Below are 21,706 nucleotides of genomic sequence, written 5' to 3'. Positions count from 1 at the left end.
TTTATAGCTATGTGTTTTAGATTCCGCTTTCGCGAAAGCGGAATTACCACAAACAATTGTCTAAAAATGAGAATCCCTCTGTTTTAGTGGCTTTAAATAGAGAAATTAATGAAAACGGTACAATTCTATACTTCATTTAGGACTCTTTAAGACCTAGCTATATCGTTTTAGTAGGTATCTTGAATTCTCTTAAAACAACCTATGAAAAGAATATTTTTACTAGCTCTAGCCATAGCTTTAATCTCGTGTAATGATCAAAAGCTGACTTCTATAAACGTATCAAATATAGACGAGCTGCAAACTGCAATTAACGACTCAAAAGCCGGAGATGTTATCACCATGAAAAATGGTATCTGGAAGGATGCTCAAATCAAATTTCATGGAATGGGAACAGAGCAAAAACCTATAGTTTTAAAAGCAGAAACACCTGGTAAGGTAATCATAGAAGGACAGTCTTTCTTAAAGTTAAGTGGTGAATATCTGGTTGCCAAAGATCTTTATTTTAAGAATGGATACACACCAGACGAAGCGGTTATAATATTTAGAAACTCTCCTGACTCTATCGCTTTTAACTGTCGCGTTACTGGTACTGTTATAGAAGAGTTTACACAACCTGACCGTCATAGAAAAGATCACTGGATAGAGTTTTATGGTAAACATAATGAATTAGACCACAGTTATATCGCTGGGAAGTCTAATGAAGGACCAACTTTAAAGGTATATCTTAATGGTAACGAACATGTAAATAATTATCATAAGATACATGACAATCATTTCGGTCCTAGACCTAGAAAAGGTGGTCCTAAGGCTGAAACTATGCAATTAGGTGCTAGTACAACGTCTATGACACCATCATATACTCAAGTAACTAATAACCTTTTTGAAAAATGTAATGGTGAGGTAGAAATCATTTCTAGTAAATCTAACTTTAATAACTTTTCTAATAATGTATTTCTAGAGAGTGAAGGATCTGTAGTAACTAGACATGGTAATTATGCAACTATAAGTGGTAATATATTTATAGGTAATGATAACCCATATGTAGGTGGTATACGTGTTATCAATACTGGTCATGTAGTGACAAATAATTATTTCTATAAAATGCGCGGTACAGAATTCCGTAGTGGACTGGCTGTAATGAATGGTATCCCTAAATCTCCTTTAAATAGATATAATCAGGTAACTGATGTAGTTATAGCACACAATAGCTGGATAGACTGTGAACAACCTATACATTTTTCTGTAGGTGTAAATACTGATCAGGCAGAGGTTTTACCACCATCTGAAATAAGATCTGCACGACCTAAAAGAGTCATCTTTGCAAACAATCTTGTATATAATGACCGATTTACTTCTTATCCTATAAAGGCTTATGATAAAATAGATGGTGTAAAGTTTAAAAACAACTTACTGCTAAGCAATAAAAACATGGATTCTGATCGTGAAGATTTCACATTAAAATCTATCTCTAATACGCTAGGTGACGAGCTTTTTTACACTCCTGCACAGTACGATGGTAAGTTATATGATGGTTATGGTTTTAATGATATCGATGTAGATCTTTTTGGTACATCTAGAAATCAAGATCAAAATTACATAGGTGCTATTATTCCACCTGTAAGTGATAAAAAGGCTACTGTAGATTATTCTATTTATGGTGCCACATGGTTTACACCTTCTACTGGTAATAAAGATATAAAAACACATACCGTTACTAACGCGAGTGAGTTCATGGCAGCTATTAAAGATGCTAATTCTGAAGATATCATTTCTTTAAAAGAAGGTACTTACTTGATAGATGAAACTATCGCACTAGCTAAAGAGTTGAAAATAACATCTGCTAATAAAGATGCTAGAGCAACCATACAATTTGACAATTTAAAAACGGCATTTTTAATGCAACCTAAAGGTATTTTACATTTAGAAAGTTTAAATGTTTTAGGTACTGCAGACCAAGATCTATTTAGAACAGAAGATAAGGATATGTCTAAGGCTTATGGTATCCATTTAAACAACATAAATGTAGAGAACTTTAAATCTGTTATAGACGCTTCAAAAAGCTCATTTGCAGACGAAATTATAGTAAACAATTCTACTTTTAAAAACTGTGTGAACGGATTTTTACTAGATAAAGAAACTGATGACAAAGGAGATTATAATGTGGAGTTTTTAACTATCACGAACTCTAATTTTGACAACATTTCTAACGAAGTGATAGATTTCTATAGAGGTGGTTATGACGAGTCTACCATAGGTGGTATTTTAAACCTAGCTGGCAACACTTTTATTAACTCTGGTAAACTAGATAAAGATGAAGTTTTAATCAACACTAGAGGTATCGTAAACGTAACTTTTGAGAACAACACTTTTACTAATAACGACACTAAGTTTACAGCTATTTTATGGGGTGCCAAAGGGCAACAACCAATTAACAATACAGTTACCAACTCTGGCGAAATTAAAGTAGTTGAAAATATAGAATTGAAACTAGTATATTAATTCACATCACATTGTAGAATTAATATCTAATTCTCTTAAAGCAAAGCCTAATGATTTTAATATCATTAGGCTTTTTTTATGTGCTTTGATACAATCCTAAAGTATAAAAACGTCACTTATTAGCCCGTTATTCTATCTAAATAGAAACATACAAATCACTTGTACAGCTTGTACCGTAAATTATATACCTGAACTTTATAAACCCACTTATATCTCTTTATAAGGATGTCATTAACTATGATCAACCATTTCCATAATCCTATTCTATGCAAATCAACTTCATGAAACAGCTGGCACTATACATTTATATAGCATTATAGCGTAAATGCACTTTATTTAAACATGAAAGAAAACCTCTATTTTGAGTTTTATACTTCATTATCAAATTAAAAAATAAAATCTCAGAATTAATACATAAAAAAATCCCTGATAGGAAACCTATCAGGGATAATTCTTAAACATGTTGGCTAATTTATTGAAAAATCAAATTGATTTTTCCGTATTCATAATATCTACTATTAGATACCTAACGCTTGTCCACCACCTATTTGGATAGTTTCTGCAGTTATGAATGAAGCATCTTTACTAGCTAAGAAAGAAACAACACCAGCAACATCTTCTGGCTGACCTAGTCTACCTAATAAGATATTATTTGCCCATGAAGCAAATACTTCTGGCTTAGTAGATTTGATTTGTGCATGGAAAGGAGTGTCTATAGTACCAGGAGATACTGCATTTACTCTTATTCCATATTCTGCAAGATCCTTTGCAAGTGCTCTTGTAATAGCATGCACACCAGCTTTAGACGTTCCATAAATACCAGCACCTGGTCCACCTGCATTCCATGCAGCGTTAGAAGTGTAGTTAATTATAGATGGGTGTTCTCCATTTTTAAGAAATGGTATAGCTGCTCTAGACGCAAAAAATACAGAATCAAGGTTAAGAGCCATTACAAATCTATAAAACTCAGTAGTCATCTCTTCAAATCTAGATCTACCACCTAATCCACCAGCGTTGTTTACTAGCACATCGATTTTACCATATTTATTACCTATTTCAGTAATGTTAGCAGTTACCGCATCTTCTTTAGTAACATCAAAACCTAGGTACTCAGCAGTAACACCTTCTGCAGTAAGTTCTTCAACTCTCTTTGCTCCAGCCTCATCATCTATACCGTTTAAAACTACCGTATAACCGTCTTTACCTAATCTTTTTGCTACTTCAAAACCTATACCACCGGTTGCCCCAGTTACTACAGCTACTTTTCCTTCAAAACTCATATTGTTGATTTAATTAAAATTTGTTTTTTATTTTTTTTTACGCTTTCTGCAATGGTTTAATTTTAGGTATAAGTACCCAAACAGCAAATACAACGATTGCTACCAGTACAGCTCCTATTAGAAACACTAAAGAGTATTTATCTGCTGGTAATTTTGAACCTATGTACCATGTTAGTCCTGCAGCAGCAAACTTTGCCGACATACCGGCTAATCCTGATAATGTCCCTACAGATTTACCACTATATAAATCACTAGGAAGCGTTTGAATATTTCCTATCGCAGTTTGGAATCCGAATAACACAACAGCCATGATTAAAACAGCTATTAACGGAGTACCAGGATTACTTAATGATAATAAAGCAGGAAGCATGATTGCACACCCCACACCTATAGTTGCTTTTCTTACCTTATTAACATCCCATCCTTTATTAAAGAAGTTCTTTGCTAGTAAACCACCGAACCATGCACCGATCATAGCTCCTAGATAAGGTATCCATCCATATTTAGTAATTCCTTCTATACCTACACCAAAAACGTTTACAAGGTAGTTAGGTATCCAGACTACAAAAATCCACCAGATAGGATCAATAGCTGCAGTTGCTATGATAACTCCCCAACTTTGTTTAAAGCCTAATAGTTTCCCATAAGACATACTTTTTTGTTCTTCCTCACCATTTGCGGTAGCAACTTCATTTCTCTGTCCATTAAGAATTCGATCTTTTTCTTCGTCAGTAAGCCAAGGATGTTTTTTAGGGCCTACTTTCAAGACAATTAACCATGGTATTAACCATAGAAAACCTAATAATGCTATAATCATAAAGATGATATGCCAGTGCATTTTTTGAGCCAAAAATCCAATAAGAGGTATAGAAATTAACGCTCCAAAAGAAGCACCAAAATTAAATATCCCTTGAGCTATGGCACGTTCATTTGTTGGAAACCATTCTGCATTTCCTTTTGCAGCACCAGGCCAGTTACCAGCTTCAGCTAGACCTAAAAGAGATCTAACAAAGGTAAATCCTAGAACACCACTCACTAAAGCGTGTAAACCTGTAGCCAGTGACCAAAAACCAATAGATAAAGCAAAACCAAAACGTGTTCCTAATTTATCAAAAATTCTACCGAATAATGCCTGACCTAAAGCATAGGCAATAATGAAATATGTACCAATACTTCCATATATCTTTTTTCTACCATCTGCATCTAACTCAGGATAAAGCTCATCAGCTATTCCTCCTTCAGTTTCCCATAAAACTGAAAAAGCCTGTCTATCTATATAATTTATTACGGCTGCTAGAGCAATCAACCCTACTATCCACCATCTTAATCCTTTGACTTTCATAAATTATTCTTCTTTGTCACCAAAATAAGAAACACCACTACCATCTAAAAAATCTTCACGCACCGGTGCAAAAACGTCTATCAACATTCCTTCTTCTAGGCATACTGCACTATGTAAAAGATTAGGCTCCATATAAACTCCATCACCAGCACTTACTATTTGCTTTACACCATCTATGATAAACTCAAACTTACCAGCCGCTACATAAGTAGTTTGTGTATGAAAATGTTTGTGCGGTGCTCCTTCAGCTCCTTTTTCAAACTTTACTTGAACCATCATAATCTGGTTATCGTATCCTAAAAATTTACGAGAAACTCCACCTCCTAGGTTTTCCCATTTCATTTCTTCTGTAAGAATGTACTTTTCACTATATCTTTTCATGACTTATATTTTTAGTAATTGATGTGGTCCATCCCAAGAATAAGATTTCCCTTTATATTGTATTGTATGATTTTTGTTATTATCTCGCTTTCGCGAAAGCGTATATAAATACATAGCACCGCCTGAATTAAAGGTAACGATATCATAACCATCTTGCTTCTCATGCTTTAAATTTGAAATCACAGATTTAGGATAATTTACTGTCTCTTTTACAGGATCAAAGAATCCATGAGGCTCGATAACGCTTACAAATGTGTGACTTGCTGTATTTTTAGGTTGTCTTATTAAGTACTGTCTCTGTAGGTTAATATTAAATTCAGGGTCATTTGCTCCTGTCTGAGTAATAAATAGTTGAGTACTGGCATTTGTAACACTAGTTATACTGTAAAAACGTTGTGCCTGTAAGAATGAAAATTGAGCATTAGTAGCATTAGGTTTAGGAGTTCCCTTAGCTAAAACCTCTAGATGATTGTAACCATTATCTTTTCCTAAAACTGTTTTATTAGCAGGTCTATTATAGTCAAATTGCGTTTCAATAATATCACCAAAGAAAGGGTAATTTAAATCCATTTGATGACCTGCGTTAGAATCGATATGATATAAATCAATAATAAATGGTCTATTAGAAATTTCTGGTTCATTAATCATAGTTATAGAACGAGATAATTTTGTACCATCATATGCAGTAGAGTCTGCTGCTATACTCACCTGTAAACGTTCACTACTCATGTCTGTTTTAACCACATGAGACACATGTTCTTCAGAGTATTTTACATTTCCCTTGTACTGAGACTTCTCATCTAAAACAACTGCTCCATGGGCAATGGTATGTTGAGCATATGTTTTATTTTCAGGTAAATACCTACCACCTCTTTTAGTTTCTATATTTAAGAAACGTGCAGCACCATAATCTGGCATGATCTCGTTACCATAATCGTATACAGAAAGACTTAATCTATCAAAATGCCCATGCCCCATTCCTTGAGTAGAGAACTTAAGCACGGCTTGTAGTTGACCTGAAGTATTTTGTGGACTGCGCATTAACGCTAGACCACCGCTGTTGCCTTCTACACCATCTGCTATAAACATACTAGGCCTGTTGTAGAAATCTTCTGTATCATCTGTAATAGCATTAGCAGCAATAACACCAGCATCGGTATATGAAATCTTATTCATCATTTTAATGACTGGTAAAAGACTTGCATCTTTATATTGATTATATGCGATGTTAGTGGCAAAGACTACCTCATCACTTTCCCATGTTTTACTTTTAATAGCATCATTAATAGGGTAAAACCTCCCTTTTTCATCAGTAAGTTGAAGCAATGTAGTCACTGCTTTTCTAAGAATCCCATCTCTATGCTCAAAGATTTTCACCTCTGGCTCATTATTTTCAATTGCTTGAGCAAATGCGATAAATGGTAAGATAGCATACCTGTGATAATATGGTCCTTCACTATAGAAACCGTCGCTAGAAAACAGATGATCTAATTGTGCTATAAAACCTGTTTTACCATCTTTATTAGAACCATAAATAGATCTCTGTACCATATCGTCATCACCTAATACCATACCAGTCATACCGACAGCTGCTACAGACCATGTGCCATGATTGTGTATTTTATTAAATACCTCATAACTATCTTCACTTAAGAATTTTGCCATGGGACGTAATAAATCCTTTTCGATTTTTACGCGTTCTTCTTCTGTTAGATAACCTCGAGTAAGATCATATGATTGTATCATGTAAAAAAGCGTTACTGCTTCATTGAGACCTTGCCAGTATAATTTACCGCCTGGATGATTTTCTTTATCCTTAGGATGCATACCTAATGTTGGATACATATTTGCATATCCATCAAACATATTTTTTATGTAGGCTAACTTATCATCTTGAGGATCTAAACTTTGAGATAGTGCTACTTTATAAAGTTCAGCATAATTTTGTTTGTGTTTTTCGTGAGAATAACCACCACCTGCATCTACTGGTTGTGGAATTTCTATAGGTGCAGTAAGAATAACTTCTACCGATTGCGATAATTCTTTTAAAGTGTTTTTTACAACATCACTATTTGAGGATTTAAAATCTGCTATCCCAGCGTCGCTTAAAAGCAATTTAGAACTAGAACTAGTGGCCTCTGAGACAGCTTTTTGATCGCTTGAACTAGCACTATCTTCACAAGAAATGATACCAAAAAGGCATACAACTAAAATTAATTTCCAATTCATAATCTTCTAATAGGTTAATTGAGTAAAAACCAATAGTATTATCAAAAGATAAAAATAAATTGGTTGACCAATCTGGTTGCCCAAATTAAAGACAATAAATGCGAATTTGCAAATTAAACGATAGTTTGTTTAAGGAATTATAGACACAAAGGTATCTATCTTAAGAAAGAGATGTATTATTTGTGAAACACTAGGAATTAACTCATTAAAAATAAGAGTGTTTTAGCTTACTTTTCTAGACTTATAAAAGATATTAAGTAATAATCCTGCAATGACCATTATCATACCTAAAATAGCCCATACTGTATAGATTTCTATAAACCAGAACGCACCTATAAGGACAGTAAAAATAACTTCGAGATATTTAAGAGGCGCAACCTGATTTGTAGATGCTATTTGAAAAGCTTTGGTCATAAAAAGTTGTCCAACAAAACCTACAACACCTAGACTACTTAAAATAATCCACTCATTACCTTGAGGAGTCCTCCAATCATTAAGAGCTAGAACACCACCTAGCAAAGTTCCTATAGCCATAAAATAATTAATGATTACAATAGGGTGATCTTGCTTACCTATTTTAGAAATAGTTACAAAAACAATTCCCATTACTAAGGCAGATGAAAATATCAAGACGAGACCAATTAAACTAAGATCATCATTAAAACCTTTCATTACTAACACACCAGAAAAGGCTAATAGAAAGAACAACCATTGTATAGGTTTTATTTTTTCCTTGAGCCATATCACAGCAAAAATAGCTGCGAAAACAGGTGATAAGTACCTAAGCACAACAGCTGTCCCTACAGGTAAATACTTTAAAGAAAGAAAAAATAATATTAAAGAAACAGCACCAGCAACACCCCTAGTCACTAATAAACTTCTCTTATTCCCTAATAATGGTATTTTCTTATAAAGTAAGAATACCATAGTAAGAATTAAAGTACCTAGCGATCTGAAGAACACTAATTCATAGGCACTGAAATCTATCAAATACTTTACAAGTCCATTCATAACTGCAAATGCCAGTGTACTGAACAACATGTAAACGATAGCTTTTTGTAGGTCTTTCACTTTAAATAAAATAAAACATCAATGATGTTGAGTTATTAATAATATACTAGTCAATTATACAGCCGGCAAAACTACAACGTCTATTTTTATTATGACTTTTAATTCTCTAATTAAATAGATAAAAATAAATAGCATTGATAAAGGCTACTTATTTTTAAGCAAACAAAAATCCCAACGAAAAAACATCGTTGGGATTAAAGCAATTGGCTATTTCAATTTTTTATTTAGTAACCTGGATTTTGAGGTAATAAATTAGGGTTTCTATCTAACTCATCTGCCGGTAATGGCATTAAATAATCTGTAACAGAAAAATCAGATTTTGCACCTTCTAAACCAGACGCTCCAAATACAGTAGCACCTATTTGTCTTCTAGCGATATCATACCATCTTTTACCTTCAAAGGCTAATTCTAATCTTCGCTCTTCAAGAACATCATTTACAGTTACAGTCCCAGAAATATCTGCAGGCACTGCACTAGGCGCAACAGTTACAGTCACACCATCTTTTTCTGTAGTACCACCCATTCTAGCTCTCGCTCTAATACGGTTGATATAAGTTATTGCAGCTTGGTTTTCACCAACCTCTACTCCTGCTTCTGCAGCAATTAATAATACCTCAGCAAAACGAATCATTGAATAGTTATGACTAGTTGCTCTAGCATTACCACGAGCAAAAGGACCTGGATAGCGTGTGTACTTTGCGATATATGGCTGATTCTTTGCAAACTGGTGTCCACTAGCGATAAAGTTAGTAAATGGCTCTAAATTACCATTTATAGAAGCTCCATCATCCATACTTACTGCACGTCTATAATCGTCTGCAGGCCATGTTGTATAAACCGCAAGAGAAGGAACTGCAACAGACCAGCCACCTCCAGAGTTTCTGTCATCACCTCTTATACCAGTCATAGGTGCTATTTGATCATAAGCATTATTAGGAGCTTCAAAATTATTATAGTCCAAAGCAAATATTGGTTCTACAGAACCATCTATAACATTTGCATTAAATAGATTTTGAAAGTCTGAGTCTAAATCAAAATTATATGTCCCTGCATTAAGAATCACTTCTTCAGCCTCATCAAAAGCTCTTTGAAACATTGCTGTATCATTATTTCCCGCCATAGTTAAATAAACTAAAGCTAAGTAAGAACTAGCAGCGCCTTTAGAAGGTATTGCACGAGTAGGTTGCGTATCTGGCAACCATGTCTTAGCATACTCTAAATCTGCAATAATATTCTCATAAACCTGTGCAGCAGGAGTTTTACCTATAGTAGCAGCGGCAGCCGCATCAGATACTGGTTGATCTAAATAAGGAATATCTCCAAACTGTCTCACTAAATGAAAATAATAAAATGCTCTAATAAAACGAGCCTGTGCAATAACTGGGTTTTTAATCGCTTCGTCTGCAGCAACAAATTCAGCTCCTGCTATAGCTTGATTTGCCGCAGCAATACCTTGATAAGTTTTAGGCCAGAATTCACTAATCATTCCATTATTCCCAAGAGTCGTTAAGTCATTCATTTCCATTCTTCTAGTCTCATTAGAAGCTAGATCTACCATGTCAGAACGTAACATTAATGCAATAGATAGTTTTCTACCCCAGAACTTTTCATTTATAGCATGAGTATATGATCCATTTACTGCTGTCTGTATATCTTGAGTAGATTGAAAAAAACCTTCAGGAGCTAATAAACCGACAGGCTCTTCTTCCAGGTCTGAACATCCCATTATTGATACCGCTATCAATAACAATAAAATTTTGAGTGTTTTCATAATTTTGTATATTATAATTAACTAAGTTTATTTTTATTTAAAAAGTTGCGTTAAGGCTAAAAGTAACCGTTCTAGAAGTTGGGTAGTTACCAAAATCAAAACCACGAATGGTATTACTTCTCTGGTTATTAACTCCACCGCCACCGAAGTAACTAGCCTCAGGATCTAAACCAGAATAATCTGTAATAGTCCATAAATTTTGAGCACTTACAGAAAGTCTTAATCTCTCAACTCCTATTTTCTCTATTAAATTTTCAGGTAAAGTATACCCAATAGCAATATTTTTCAATCTTATGTAACTCCCATCTTCAACAAAACGAGAAGAGATCTCTCTATTACTATTATTACCTACACGTGGTACGTTAGTATCTGTATTTGTAGGTGTCCATGCATTATTATAATTAGCCTGAGTTGTGTTTGCATCTCCATTAACTAATTGAACGTTTGTTAAATTAAAGATCTCACCACCTTGAGAACCTTGGAAAAAGATACTCATATCAAAGTTTTTGTAGCTGAAGTTGTTAGTAAATCCAAAAGTATAATCTGGATTGGGGTTACCTATTGTAGTTCTATCATCTTCAGTTATTGTTCCATTAGCATCAATATCCCTGAATAATGGATCTCCTGCTACACCATTTGCTAGAGTTGCTGTACCAGCTGGTAAAGCCCCTCCTTGGTATACACCAACATAATCATATCCCCAGAATAAGCCTGCTTCTTCTCCTACTCTTAAAATGGTACTTTGGTCATGACTAAAGTAACTAGGTGTACCATCATCAAATAAATCTGCATCGTTAATTAATGCTACTACTTTATTCTTGTTAAAAGAGATATTAAAATCAGTTGACCAAGTGAAATTTTCATTACTTATATTTCTAGTAGTTAACGCAAGTTCAAAACCTTCATTATTAACCTCTCCTAAATTGGTAAGGATTTCATCATTTGCAAATCCGAAATATTCAGGAATACCGTTATTACCTAAAATTAGATCTTTAGTATCAATGTTATAATAGTCTAATGAAAGAGTAATTTTATTTTTCAACAATCCTAAATCTACACCTATGTTTGTCTGGTAAGAAGACTCCCATTTAAGATCTGGATTAGAAGGCTGGTCTGGTGTAATTGCATTTACAGTCTCACCATTACTAGCTGCGTAAAGAGCGGCAAATCTAGCCAATGACTGGTAAGGACTAATAGATGGATTTCCTGTAACACCATAACTAGCTCTCAACTTTAAGTTTGAGATAGTTTCACTATTCTTTAAAAAGTCTTCGTTTGAAACTTTCCAACCTAAAGCTGCCGATGGAAAGATTGCATACTTTTCATTAGCTGCAAAATTTGACGCTCCATCTCTTCTTACCGTTGCAGTAATTAAATACTTGTCATCAAGACTATAATTAGCTCTACCAAATTGAGACTGAATTACAGTTTCAGATAATGAAGAACTAGGTTGTAATAAACCTGTTGCACTACCTAAAGAATAGAACGAAAAAGCATCAGATATAAAACCTGTTCCAGCTGCAGAAAAAGCCTCTGTTTTTGTTTTTTGATAAGATAAACCTCCTAATAAAGTTAATTCACCTCTTCCTAATTCCTTTTTATAAGTCAAATAGTTTTCACTTAATATACTTGTTCTTCTAGCATGTGTTATAGCAGCTCTACCACCTACACCACCTGCAGTAACTTCTAATACTGATGGATTATAAGTACCTTGTTTTACGTTCTCACTATTTAAACCAAAAGTAGTTTTAAAAGAAAGACCTTCCATAATTTGATAATCAGCATAAAAATTTGCTCTAAAATTATCTTCTTTCGTCTCGTCTATACGCTCATTTGCTATTGCAAAAGGGTTATCTACTAAATCTCCAACTGTGTTTCCTGAGTTATAAGATCCATCATCATTAAAAACTGGTTGATCTGGAGCATAACGTACGGATAATGACACTACATCATCTCCACCTGCACCTACACCACCTGAACCAGTTGATTGAGTTGCTGCACCATTCTTTGTTCCTGTGCTTCCGAAAAGGTTAAGACCTAATTTTAATTTATCATTTATTTGAGCATCTACATTAGTTAAGAAAGTAGCTCTTTCAAAATCAGAATTAATAATTAATCCTTCTTGATCAAAATAGTTTCCTGATGCATAAAAATTAACTTTATCAGAACCACCAGAAAATGACAATTGATAATTTTTAGTAACTGCAGATCTGTATATTAAATCCTGCCAGTCTGTATTACCGGTTCCTTGATTATAAATAGCAGGTGTTTGACCTGTTGTTATAGCTGTATTGTTATTTACATCTTGTTGATAAGCTGCGAACTGATTTGCATCTAATAGATCTAATTCATTAGTAGTATTTTGAAAAGCATAGTTCGTATTAAACTCAACAACCATCTTACCGCTTCTACCTTTTTTAGTAGTCACTAATACCACACCATTAGAACCTCTTGACCCATAAATAGCCGTCGCAGATGCATCCTTTAAAATCTCCATAGATTGTATATCGTTAGCTTGTGGCATAGTAGCACCTACAAACCCATCTACTACTATAAGAGGAGAACTACTTGCACTAATAGATGTATTTCCTCTAATTTGAATATTGATAGGTGCTCCCGGCTCACCTCCATTATTAGACTGTACAACAACACCAGCTGCTCTACCTTGTAAAGCTTGTGCAGCGTCAAGAACTGGAAATTGATTCAATTCTTTTGAAGAAACAGATGACACTGAACCAGTAAGGTCACTTTTCTTTGCACTACCATAACCGATAACCACTACTTGATCAAGTAAAGCTAGATCATCTTGTAAGGTCACATTTATTACAGTCTGTCCATTAACTGGAACATCTAAAGTAGTATACCCAATAGAACTGAACATCAATACAGCCTCTGCATTAGGAACTGTAATACTGTAATCTCCATTAAAATCTGTAGAAGTACCAGTAGATGTACCTTTTATAGAAACACTCACACCTAATAGCTCTTCTCCTTCAGTACTTACAACTTTACCAGTTATTGTAGAAGTTTGCGCATAGGTTAAGAATGAACCGAAAATGCAAATTAGCAAGAGCCCATATCTTAATAATTGCGGTTTGTTTTTTTGTTGCATAAGATTTTCTTTAAGTTGAAATAATTTAAGTTAGTTTTTAAAAAATGTCCTACATCGTTTGCGAAAACAATGTGGCAGAGAACATCTCTTTATTGTTGTGATAAAATTAACTTAACCTTAGCAATCAATAATTCAGAAAAGGGTATACAAAAATCCGAAACCCTTAAAAATATGGGGCTATCAGTGACAATCGTATATTTCTAGTTAATTATTCTGAAAATTTCTTAGAATAATTAGAAGGCGTTTCACCATATGCTTTTTGGAAACATTTGCTAAAATATTTAGGGTTTCTAAACCCTACTTTATAACTAACCTCAGAAATATTAAGAGTTCCTAATTCAAGAAGTTGAGCTGCTCTTTTCATTCTAAAATGTTGGATAAATTCATTAGGAGTAAAATTAGTCCAAGCCTTTACTTTAATAAATAACATCGTACGACTTACACCTAATTCAGAACTGAATGAAGGGATATCAAATTGTTCATTAGGAATATTTTCCTCAACTATAGCAATAGCTTTTTTAAGTAATTGCTCATCTACAGATGTTACATTTACCTCTTCAGGAGAAAAATCATTTGAAGAACCAAATTTCTCCTTGAGTTTTGCCTTACTATGTAGCAAATTTTTAATACGTAATTGAAATTCATTTATATTAAATGGTTTACTTATATAATCATCTGCACCACTTTCTAACCCTTCTAGTTTATATATTAAAGAAGATCTAGATGTTAATAAAACCACTTGAATATGACTGGTTCTTATATCTTTTTTGACATTTGCACAGAGTTCTGTACCTGCCATCTTAGGCATTACCACATCACTTACTATTAAATCTGGACTGTTCTTAATAGCTAGCTTAAAAGCATCTTCTCCATTATCTGCCTCGATAACATTAAAATCTGGCTTTAATAAATTAACCATAAAAGAAAGTAAAGAGTGGTTATCTTCTACTAATAATATGGTAGGCTTATCATCATCACTCAATAGATCTAGGTCTTCATTATTTGAAAACGCAGGAAGTTCACTTAATTGCGATGTGTACTGAGATAAGTCATCGCTAAATTTAAAATCTTTTAAAATTTCATGATCTTTGAGGTGTTCTCTCCCCAGTTTTAAAGCAACCTTAAAACTAGAACCTCGACCTTTTTCACTTTCTATGGCTATGGTACCATGATGTAATTCTACTATATTCTTTGCAATATTTAAACCTATGCCAGTACCCTGATGGTATGGAGATGGTTTTTCTCTATCTGCTTCTACCTCATAAAACCTATCAAATACTTTCTCTTGTTCTACAGGTGATATACCTATACCAGTATCATTAATAGATACAATTATCTCTTGCTCACTTTTAGTTACTCTAATATCCACTGCACCACCTTTGTCCGTATATTTAAATGCATTAGAAATAAGGTTAAAGAAAACTCTTTCTAGTTTTTTTCTATCATAATAAACTAAGATCTCATCTTCTACAGATTCAAAGCTGTAATCATATTCTCCTACTTTTGCATATTCGTTAAAACTTAAATAGATCTCTTCTAGAAACTTAACAATATTACCTCGAGCACTTTGTAGTTCAAATTGATTTTGTTCTAGTTTTCTAAAATCCATTAATCTATTAATTAATTGTAAGAGGTGATTTGCATTGCTCTCTACAACAAGTAATTTTTTATACATCTTATTACTTCCTTTATAATCAGCAAGTAATTGCTGTAATGGTCCTAAAATAAGAGTAAGAGGTGTTCTGAACTCGTGAGATATATTTGTGAAGAATTTTAATTTTGCCTCGTTAATACCACGATCTCTTTCCTTCTGTAATTGCTCGAACTTAAGTTCTTGTTGCAATCTAGTTTTAGATTTTAAAACGTTTAACATAAAATAAATGGCGATTCCTAAGACTAATGCATAACCTAATAACGCCCACCAGCTTAACCACGGTGTTGGTTTTGCAGCTACGTCTAGTCTTGTGATACCGCTTTTTGCGCCGTCTCCATTAATACCTCTTACTTCAAAAATATAATTCCCTGAATTTTGTAAAGTATAGGTAGCCGCATTTTGACCAGTAATATTCCAGTTTTTTTCTAGACCACTTAATCTATATTCATATGTATTGCTCGATGCGTTATGAAAGCTAGGCATGGCAAATTCTATAGTGAAATTACGTTGATGATGATCTAGTTTTACCGCTTTCGCGAAAGCGATATTATCAACAACATCTCCCTCATATTCTAAGATCGGTTTACTATCATAACCTGTAGAAAAACCAGTTATTAAAACTGAAGGTACAAAAGAATCTTTAAATAGTCTAGCTGTATTAAAACGTGTGATACCAGATATCCCTGCAAAAAGTAAATCATCATTATGCAGTTTAATAGCAGCACCACTGCTGAATTCATTCCCTACCAGGCCATCTTTTTTGCCCTTGAGAGCTAGTATCTTTTTTTCTATTGTATGGTACTGCAATACACCTTGATTGCTACTTAACCATAAATAGCCATCTTTATCTTGTAAAATAGCATGTATGGTCGTTATATCATTTCCTTCATAATTAAGCGTTACTTGATTAAATGTATCGTTAGATTTAACAAATAGTCCATGAGCCTTTGTACCTACCCATAAGTGATTATCAGAGGATTGGAAGACAGTCAGTATATCAAATCCGGCCGCTTGATTACTGTTGTACAAATAGCTTTTTATATTTTTATTCTCATCAAGAGCATTTAAACCATTTTCTGTTCCTACCCATAACGTTTTATCGTTGTCCAGCAGTAATGTCCTCACGATATCACTACTCAAACCATTAGTTTTATTATAATAAGACACTGGGGTATCAAGTACAGTAGATACAACACCTATTCCTTTACCAGCAGTACCTATGAATAACTCATCTTGATCTTTAGCAAAACCATAAATCCCTGAATTAAGCAAAGAATCACTTATCGCGGCTAGCTTATCATCTTTTTCAAACGAGTTAGTTTTTACATTATAGATTTGAAAACCATGAGATAACGTCCCTATAAACAATCTATCCTCATCTAGATAAAGGGACGTTATATTATCATCTAGCAAATCGCTATTTGTTGCTGTAACATAAGAGAAAAGATCTGTTTGTAAATCAAGAATATTTAATCCTCCTTGCTCTGTTCCTACAAATATTTTCTCATCATTTGCTTGTAAAGAGCTCGTTACAGAATAATTAAGACCAGATTTCTCTCCATTATTGATATAATTTATAAAATTACCATTTGCAGCATTCCAGATATTTGCACCTCCATAGTAAGTTCCTACCCATATAGAACCACTAGAATCTTTATGAAGTGATTTTACCGAGTTTTTTGAAAGACTATTTTTATCTTCTATGTTATTTTGAAGATGAGTAACTATACCTTCTTCATAAATAAAAATACCGTTATCAGTACCTATCCATAATCGACCAGAATTATCCACCCTTAATTTTCTAATTCCATCTATCATTTGGACTTCATTGATAGGATGTGGAACTATTGCCTTGGTATTTTTATTGTAGACTAAAACTCCAGATTTATTAGTGGCCAGTAAATAATCATCACCTTCAGAAGGTATTAGATCTGATATATGTTCATCCTTAAAAACAGGAATTTTTTGGGCATCATATTTACCTTTAGCTTGCTTAATAATTAACCACAAACCTTTGTTAGAAGCTACTAAATAAGAGTTATTTTCTAATTCTAAGACACTTTCTACAATAACAGAAGAATGATTTACTTTAAAGACATCATTATAAAAGACATCTTCTTCAGGATTGTAAATGGAAAGTCCCTTAGAAGTACCTAACCATATATGACCATCCTGTGTAGAATAAACTTCTTGAATTCTATTACTTAGTATTGAATTAATCTCTTCTTGCGCAAAAAACCTATTAAACAACTCTGTCCTAGGATCATAACTATTTAATCCATTATGGGTACCTATCCATAATTTACCATCTAAACCTGTTTCCAATGATAATATGTCACTACTACTTAGAGAATTCTCATTACCATCTTCTGTTTTAAACACAGTAATTTTATGTCCATCATAACGGTTAAGACCGTCTCTAGTAGCTATCCATACTTGTCCTAAATTATCTTGTTCTATGGCGGTAGCACTACTTTGCGATAGACCGTCATCTGTAGACAAATGTTTAAATTGAAAACGACCGGTTTGGGCAGTCGCAAAACAAGAAAAAATAAATATAATGGCGCAAAGCGATTTACACATAAAGAGAGAAATAAGTTGGGGTTTAAAAATAGTTAAATAGTTTGATTTTAACCCATATTACTCTAAGCTTAGATAAACTACTATGTAATAAGTTAGTTGTCTGTTTTTTTATTTAATTCTTATTGATTCAAAAGGTTACACAATTGACATTTCTTATGAAAAGTAGTATAAATGTATTTAATAAATAGAAACCGAATCACGACTTATAAGTATCTAAATTAATTAGCATTGCTATGTTAAAAAGACAGGTAGAGCGATGAATATACGAGAACACATACCAGTCTTAAGATAAACAGAGCAACCCCTGTCTTATCCAATTCAAATTATCTAATATAGGCTGAGCATTAATATCCAGATACTTTAATTTTTTTGAACAACCATCTTTTACCCTGTTGTTGTACTTCAGGATACATCCAGTGGGCAGCGTCATATGCGACCTCTATCGTTTTCTTTGCTTTTATCTCCTGTAACATAGCGGTAACAGAACTGGCAGGAACTATATTATCATTATAGCCATAAGCATAATAACCAGGTGTTTTAAGATTTCTGGCAAAGTTTACAATATCATAGTATCGAGCTACTGTTCTTTTTTCTTCAGTAAAATCAAATCCTCTTTCAAAGATTCTAGGCCAGCCACCTGCACGTCCATTATTAAAACCATCTAGGTCTGATAGTGCTGGATAAAATGCTGCAATAGCATCTACCCTATCATCTAGAGCGGCTGTCATTATAGTAAGCGCTCCACCTTGAGATCCACCCATTACTGCTAGGTTATCACCATCAAATTTATCAATCGTATGTATAAAATCTATCGCTCTGACACAAGCGGTATATACACGCTTGTAATAATACGCGTCGCGGTCATCCATTCTATTCCAATAATATTTATATAAAGCTCCTTTATCAAGGTTAGCATAAATATCACTGTCATATAAGTTAACTGGTATACCATGAATACCTATTTGTAAAGACACAACATCATCGCTCTTATTAGTACCTTGATAAGAACGCACTCCAGCACCTGGAACAGTTAACACAGCTGGATAAACACCTTCTTTTTTAGGCACCATTAAAATTCCATATATGTAGGACTTCTTACCGTGATTAAACCTTATATGGTAAGCAAGGTTTTTATCTGTATCCTGTTCTGGAAGTCTTGTATACTGAGGATTCAGTTCTATTTTACGAGCCTGTCGTATCGCTTTTTTCCAAAAGGAATCAAAATCTGCTGGCATTTGAGTAAAAGTCTTGATCTTATCGACATCTATTCCTGCAGTAGCAGTATTAGAAAAAGTTTTACCACCTTCCTTATAATTTACCGTTAGCCTTAAAAAACCAGGTTGATCCATTTTAATTCCTTCTATAATCCCATGACCTGTTTTAAGTGTAATGCTAGAATTAACGGTAGGTTTCATTTGTTCTTCAGCGATAGTATAATCGATCTTTGCTCCTTTAACTAATTTTCCATATTTAAAAATAGAGATCTCAAAGTCTGCTCTTTCACCTACTTCATATTCATAACTATCACTTACCGGAGCGACTAGAATTCTAATAAGGTCTTCCTTTTGTGACTGACATATTCCAGATAGACCTGACATTAATAGTACTAGTATAATATAATTCTTCATGTTTTTAATTTCAAACTTGTTATAATAAAATCATCCCATTTCACTTTCAACAACCTATTTGTTGAGCACATTGAGTCCTCTACTAAACCACTCTTACGATGTGAGAACATGGTATCATCTAACTACACAAACAGTAAGTAATATAGATATGAAGTATGTAGATATCTCGCTTTCGCGAAAGCGTAATTTTCAAACTACTTCTTCTCCAAATAATTATCTCTTTCCTCAACTATCTCCTGTACAAAATAGGGTTCTGAACCTACACCATCAATTACTCAGAACATAACAAATATCCAATGTTTATATTTCAATAGTATCACATCGTATAAAAGTTATTAGCATACTATTTTACATTGCCATTTCATTATAAAAATTTATGAATTTCTAATATATACTACCGCTTGCTATTGAAATTTAAAACATCATTAAGACCTATCTAGTAATCTTAAAAATAAAAACAGCCTTATCTCACTTAAAAAGTAAAGATAAGGCTGTGATTATTATCACTATTTACTTGAACTTTATTTCACTAAAAACTGTATAGTTTCAGATCCTTGTATTGCATTAACTTTTACAAAATATGTACCTGTATTTAAAGAAGTAACGTTTACTCTTTCTGTATAATTAGTAACATTCATTACAACCTGACCAGTTACATTATAAACTTGTAAAGTATCCCACTGACCATTATCCATAGTAATAGAAATAAAATCTTGAGAAGGATTAGGGTATAATTTAATAGTACCTAAAGTAGCTGAAGACACACTTAATGTGTTTCTTACCCCAGGAGTACCTTGCTGTAAAGTGCTTCTACTACCATAAGTAGCGGTAGCTCTATCCCATGCAGAAGGCATATCATTTGCAACATTATCAAATGTATTTGATTCCCAACTAGCACCACCAGAAGTACCTTGAGCAGGCCATCCTATAGGCGCTGTACCATAACCATAATCATAAATTGCCTCATCAATCAAAAGACCAGTATCAGAGCTAAGAATGATACCGTCAGTCTCATTATCTGTTTGATCTGAATCGTTAAAAGAAGATTCATTATTAAACCTAGGGAAATTAGTACCAGTTAAATCTATTGGACCGCCTACTGGTGAATTGAAACCATATGCATAAGCTACGTTAGTAATTCCGTCATTAAGTGTAGCATCTGCAGTAGGAGCAAACACAGCATAAGCACCTGGCGCAACAATTACAGAAGATGTTATTTCATGAATACGACTACCAGAAGAATCATCTCCTATAGTCCATCCCATCATATCAATAGGATTAGAAGTAGTATTATAAACTTCAAACCATTCTGTATTTGCTTCTGTTCCATCAGGGTCTATCATCATTTCTGTAATAACAATATCACCTGCACCAATTGCTGCAGTACCGCCTGCAGAGAAATTAGCTAATCCAGGTGTACCTACAGCTCCATCGGTACCATAAGAAGCAGTGCTTTCTAACCAGTTTGCAGCAACATCATTAGAAGCACTATCTAGTGTAGAGGCGTCTAACTGGTAACTTGTAAACTGTGGAGCACCTTGTGCTGGCCATGCATTAAGTCCTGCATATCCAAAACCGTAAAGAATTTCATCTATCAAAACTCCTGACGCTGTTTCTAGTCCGATACCATCGTCATTTGTAGATCCACCAGAATATGTAGTTTCATTATTCCAAGTAGGCCAGTCGGTACCAGCACCTGGAGTTGGCGTTCCACCTATTGGACTATTATAACTGTATACGTATATGATATTATTAGTGGCAGCAGTCATACCACCATTTAATAATACATCTGTACTATTTGCTAATACAGCATACTCTCCAGCTGGAACCATAACTGGTGTAGCAGAAGTGATAACGTGAGCTCTACCATTACTGGATTTATCCAAAATGGTCCATCCATTCATATCAATGGCAGAAGAAGTTGTGTTGTAAACTTCAAACCATTCTCTTACTCTCTCATCACCGTTAGGATCGATCATGATCTCTGAAACAATGATATCTCCTGGAAGTTGCGCAAAAGCAAACATTCCAAAAAGCATAGCTATTAAAGGTAATTTTGTTTTCATAAATAAATATGGATTAAATTAAAATGACACCAAAATAGTATAGCTTACAGTGTTAACCGAGTAGAGTAATAATCATGTTTTACTTAAAG

General features: G+C 33.8%; 12 protein-coding genes. 2 read left to right on the top strand and 10 right to left on the bottom strand.

Annotation, left to right across the window (positions count from 1 at the left end):
- Nucleotides 1–201: 201 nt before the first annotated feature.
- Nucleotides 202–2,499: a chondroitinase-B domain-containing protein gene (locus tag ABJF08_RS09775; protein WP_348115974.1), complete on the top strand. Its 2,298-nt coding sequence runs from the start codon at nucleotides 202–204 to the stop codon at nucleotides 2,497–2,499.
- A 518-nt stretch (nucleotides 2,500–3,017) separates the two neighbouring features.
- Here ABJF08_RS09775 and ABJF08_RS09770 read toward each other — a convergent pair.
- From ABJF08_RS09770 to ABJF08_RS09730, 9 genes are all read right to left on the bottom strand, one after another.
- Entirely contained in the window at nucleotides 3,018–3,779 is a 762-nt protein-coding gene (locus ABJF08_RS09770; RefSeq protein WP_348115973.1) for an SDR family NAD(P)-dependent oxidoreductase, read from the bottom strand.
- Between the two features lie 37 nt (nucleotides 3,780–3,816).
- Nucleotides 3,817–5,121 carry an MFS transporter gene (locus tag ABJF08_RS09765; protein WP_348115972.1) on the bottom strand — a complete coding sequence of 435 codons (1,305 nt, stop codon included), beginning with the start codon at nucleotides 5,119–5,121 and terminating at the stop codon, nucleotides 3,817–3,819.
- Between the two features lie 3 nt (nucleotides 5,122–5,124).
- Nucleotides 5,125–5,502 carry a cupin domain-containing protein gene (locus ABJF08_RS09760; RefSeq protein WP_348115971.1) on the bottom strand — a complete coding sequence of 126 codons (378 nt, stop codon included), beginning with the start codon at nucleotides 5,500–5,502 and terminating at the stop codon, nucleotides 5,125–5,127.
- Nucleotides 5,503–5,505: 3 nt separating this feature from the next.
- A complete protein-coding gene (locus ABJF08_RS09755; protein WP_348115970.1) occupies nucleotides 5,506–7,731 on the bottom strand; it encodes a heparinase II/III family protein in 2,226 nt (741 codons plus the stop codon).
- A gap of 222 nt (nucleotides 7,732–7,953) precedes the next feature.
- On the bottom strand, nucleotides 7,954–8,802 hold the full coding sequence (locus ABJF08_RS09750) for a DMT family transporter (protein ID WP_348115969.1): 849 nt from the start codon (nucleotides 8,800–8,802) through the stop codon (nucleotides 7,954–7,956).
- 224 nt (nucleotides 8,803–9,026) lie between these two features.
- Complete coding sequence (locus tag ABJF08_RS09745; RefSeq protein ID WP_348115968.1) at nucleotides 9,027–10,574, bottom strand: RagB/SusD family nutrient uptake outer membrane protein; 1,548 nt, start codon at nucleotides 10,572–10,574, stop codon at nucleotides 9,027–9,029.
- A 37-nt stretch (nucleotides 10,575–10,611) separates the two neighbouring features.
- Nucleotides 10,612–13,686 carry a TonB-dependent receptor gene (locus ABJF08_RS09740; protein WP_348115967.1) on the bottom strand — a complete coding sequence of 1,025 codons (3,075 nt, stop codon included), beginning with the start codon at nucleotides 13,684–13,686 and terminating at the stop codon, nucleotides 10,612–10,614.
- A 208-nt stretch (nucleotides 13,687–13,894) separates the two neighbouring features.
- On the bottom strand, nucleotides 13,895–17,923 hold the full coding sequence (locus ABJF08_RS09735) for a two-component regulator propeller domain-containing protein (protein WP_348115966.1): 4,029 nt from the start codon (nucleotides 17,921–17,923) through the stop codon (nucleotides 13,895–13,897).
- A 344-nt stretch (nucleotides 17,924–18,267) separates the two neighbouring features.
- Complete coding sequence (locus tag ABJF08_RS09730) at nucleotides 18,268–19,551, bottom strand: acetylxylan esterase (RefSeq protein WP_348115965.1); 1,284 nt, start codon at nucleotides 19,549–19,551, stop codon at nucleotides 18,268–18,270.
- 70 nt (nucleotides 19,552–19,621) lie between these two features.
- On the opposite strand from ABJF08_RS09730, the gene ABJF08_RS09725 reads away from it, so the two are divergent.
- Entirely contained in the window at nucleotides 19,622–19,837 is a 216-nt protein-coding gene (locus ABJF08_RS09725) for a hypothetical protein (protein WP_348115964.1), read from the top strand.
- A 235-nt stretch (nucleotides 19,838–20,072) separates the two neighbouring features.
- Here the strand turns inward: ABJF08_RS09725 and ABJF08_RS09720 are convergent, their stop codons facing one another.
- Nucleotides 20,073–21,617 carry a lamin tail domain-containing protein gene (locus ABJF08_RS09720; protein ID WP_348115963.1) on the bottom strand — a complete coding sequence of 515 codons (1,545 nt, stop codon included), beginning with the start codon at nucleotides 21,615–21,617 and terminating at the stop codon, nucleotides 20,073–20,075.
- Nucleotides 21,618–21,706: the final 89 nt, after the last annotated feature.

It is taken from the genome of Nonlabens sp., assembly GCF_039941875.1.
In the GTDB taxonomy this organism is placed as follows: domain Bacteria; phylum Bacteroidota; class Bacteroidia; order Flavobacteriales; family Flavobacteriaceae; genus Nonlabens.
Note: the sequence above shows the minus strand (reverse complement) of the source record. Positions and strands in the feature narration are given on the sequence as shown.